Here is a 2,273-nt window from a genome sequence, read left to right on the forward strand (position 1 = left end):
CGGCGTCAGGCTGCGGCAATCCTATTGTCGCGTGGCCAAGGCCGCGGCGATGATGGCAGGGCGCTATGCCCATGCCAAACAGTTCAATCGGCATCAGCGGCAGTTGCGCATCCTGCGCTCCCGGCTCGGCCGGATCATCCGAGACATCCGCCGCAAGATCGAGAGGCAGCCAGCGTTGGAGGAGGCGTTCGCCCTCCCGCTTGGCCGGGCCACGCAGATCCGCTCGCAGCAGCAGCGCCAGCGCGGCTTCAAGCTTTATTCTTTCCATGCCCCGGAGGTGGAGTGCATCGGCAAGGGCAAGGCCGCCGCACCTTACGAGTTCGGCGTGAAGGCCTCCACGTTACCAACAATCGCCGCGCCCCCGGTGGCCTGTTCGTGCTGCATGCCAGGTCGCTGCCCGACACCCTTACGACGGTCACACGTTGCGGGACGTTATGGACCGCACCGAGACACTCACCGGCTGTGCGATCGAGCGGGCCTATGTCGACAAGGGATACCGCGGCCACGACGCACAAAATCCGCGTCGCGTCTTCATCTCAGGCCAAAAGCGCGGCGTCTTCGGTGTCATCAAGCGCGAGCTGCGCCGCCGCTCCACTATCGAGCCCATCATCGGACACATGAAAGCCGAAGGTCACCTCGGCCGCTGCCACCTCAAGGGCCGCGCAGGAGACGCCGCCAATGTCTTCCTCTCAGCCGTGGGCCACAACTTCCGCCGCATCCTCGCCTGGCTCAGAGAACTCTTGTGCCTCATCCTGGTCCAGCTCTGGCGCACGTTCGCACGCCCAGCCCAGCTCAATCCGGCTTCTTAACGGACGACTCAGTAATCACCATCTTTCTCGACGAACAGCGAATAGACCCAGACGACGACTTGGTCGCAGGGCTGGTGCTTGAAATGCGGCTGGTTTGCGGTCCAACTAAGTAACCAGCTCGAATCTTTTACCGTAACGATGCCTCCTGTGACGACCCTGCCGCTGAACGGATTGCGTTTGGCGATCTTACGGATGTACCCCGGAATGCGTGCGTCCAGGGTCGTGATCGTGGCCGATTCCCATTTGGTTGCAGCGATATTTCCTCCAAAGACGTTTGGACGGCCAAAGGCGGTATCTTTGGCCGCAATACGCCGCCATCCCAGGCGCGCGCCGAGCCTTCGTCGAGCCTGGGCGCCGTATGATGATCCCCCATGTCCGAGTTCTCGGTAAGGGACCCAATCGTCATGATAACAAGATCGTCGGGACCAATATCGAGGCTGCCCGCAAAGCCATTCTCCAGCCAGTGGATGCCTGTGACTTGCCTGCGTCCGCGCTTTATGTCGAAATCGATATCAGTGACTTCGCCCCCGTAACGAAAGATGACTCCCTGCTCTAGGAGCCATTTGCATAACGGCAGAACAAGCCATTCGTACTGATTGTACTTGATAAGTTTCAGCGCGCGAAAATCAGGCAGGCCGCCGATATGGTGGATAAATCGATGCAGATAAAGTTTCATCTCGAGGGCCGAATGCCATTCTTCAAAAGCGAACATAGTCCGCCAGTAAAGCCAGAAATTGCTGTTGAAGAAATCGCTTCCGAACACTTCGTCGATACGCTTGCTTTCCATCTGCTTACGCGTGGCAAGAAATACGGCAATCAGCTCCTTCTGGGCCTCTTCGCCCAGAGTGAAGAGGCCGTCGGTATGAGCATCCTGTCCCTGATTCACCGTCACCCGCTGAAGTGAGTGGTTCGGATCATCTTTGTTTAGCCAGTAGAACTCGGCAAGGACGCTGGCGCCTTCGAGTTCGAGCGACGGGATCGAACGGAACAGATCCCAGAGGCACTCGAAATGTTCCTCCGTCTCTCGACCACGTCGGATGACGGACCCTCTTTCCGGGTCCCAACTACCGTCCAACGCCCCACCTGGAAGGTTCAGCCGCTCGAGAATGATAATACGATCGCCCCGCATATGCCCGTCGCGGATCATGATGGCTGTGCCGGAGAGCGCCGCCAAGCCGAACCAACGAACAACGCCGTCTTGCTGTCCACACCAGCGGGCTTGCGGGACGAGCAAAGGCTTCGTAGTTCCCACTGCTGTAATACATCGCAACCTCAGATCTTGTTTTATGTGACAATTGGTCAGCTGATAGTCAAAAGATGCTTTCGGACGCCTGACGCTTGTACGGGACGCCGATCGTCAGACCGCCATCGACGACGATTTCGGAGCCCGTAAGATAAGAGGACTCGTCACTGAGCAGGAACAACACTACCTGTGACACTTCCGGCGGCTCGGCTGCCCGCCCA

Annotated in this window: 2 protein-coding genes and 2 pseudogenes; 1 reads left to right on the top strand and 3 read right to left on the bottom strand. The window is 58.6% G+C overall.

What is annotated here, in order from left to right; translation table 11 throughout:
• Nucleotides 1–809, top strand: a pseudogene (locus CV770_RS40795) (transposase); the annotation flags it as partial.
• Nucleotides 810–817: 8 nt separating this feature from the next.
• Here CV770_RS40795 and CV770_RS44405 read toward each other — a convergent pair.
• From CV770_RS44405 to CV770_RS40805, 3 genes and pseudogenes are all read right to left on the bottom strand, one after another.
• A complete protein-coding gene (locus tag CV770_RS44405; protein ID WP_502693641.1) occupies nt 818–1,273 on the bottom strand; it encodes an oleate hydratase in 456 nt (151 codons plus the stop codon).
• Nucleotides 1,189–1,956 (bottom strand): annotated as a pseudogene (locus CV770_RS44410) (oleate hydratase); the annotation flags it as partial. The gene CV770_RS44405 and the pseudogene CV770_RS44410, both read right to left, overlap by 85 nt.
• A gap of 163 nt (nt 1,957–2,119) precedes the next feature.
• On the bottom strand, nt 2,120–2,273 hold a 154-nt coding region (locus tag CV770_RS40805), incomplete at its 5' end, for an SDR family oxidoreductase (RefSeq protein ID WP_146101465.1).

The sequence above is a fragment of the Bradyrhizobium sp. AC87j1 genome (assembly GCF_002936975.1).
GTDB lineage: Bacteria > Pseudomonadota > Alphaproteobacteria > Rhizobiales > Xanthobacteraceae > Bradyrhizobium > Bradyrhizobium shewense.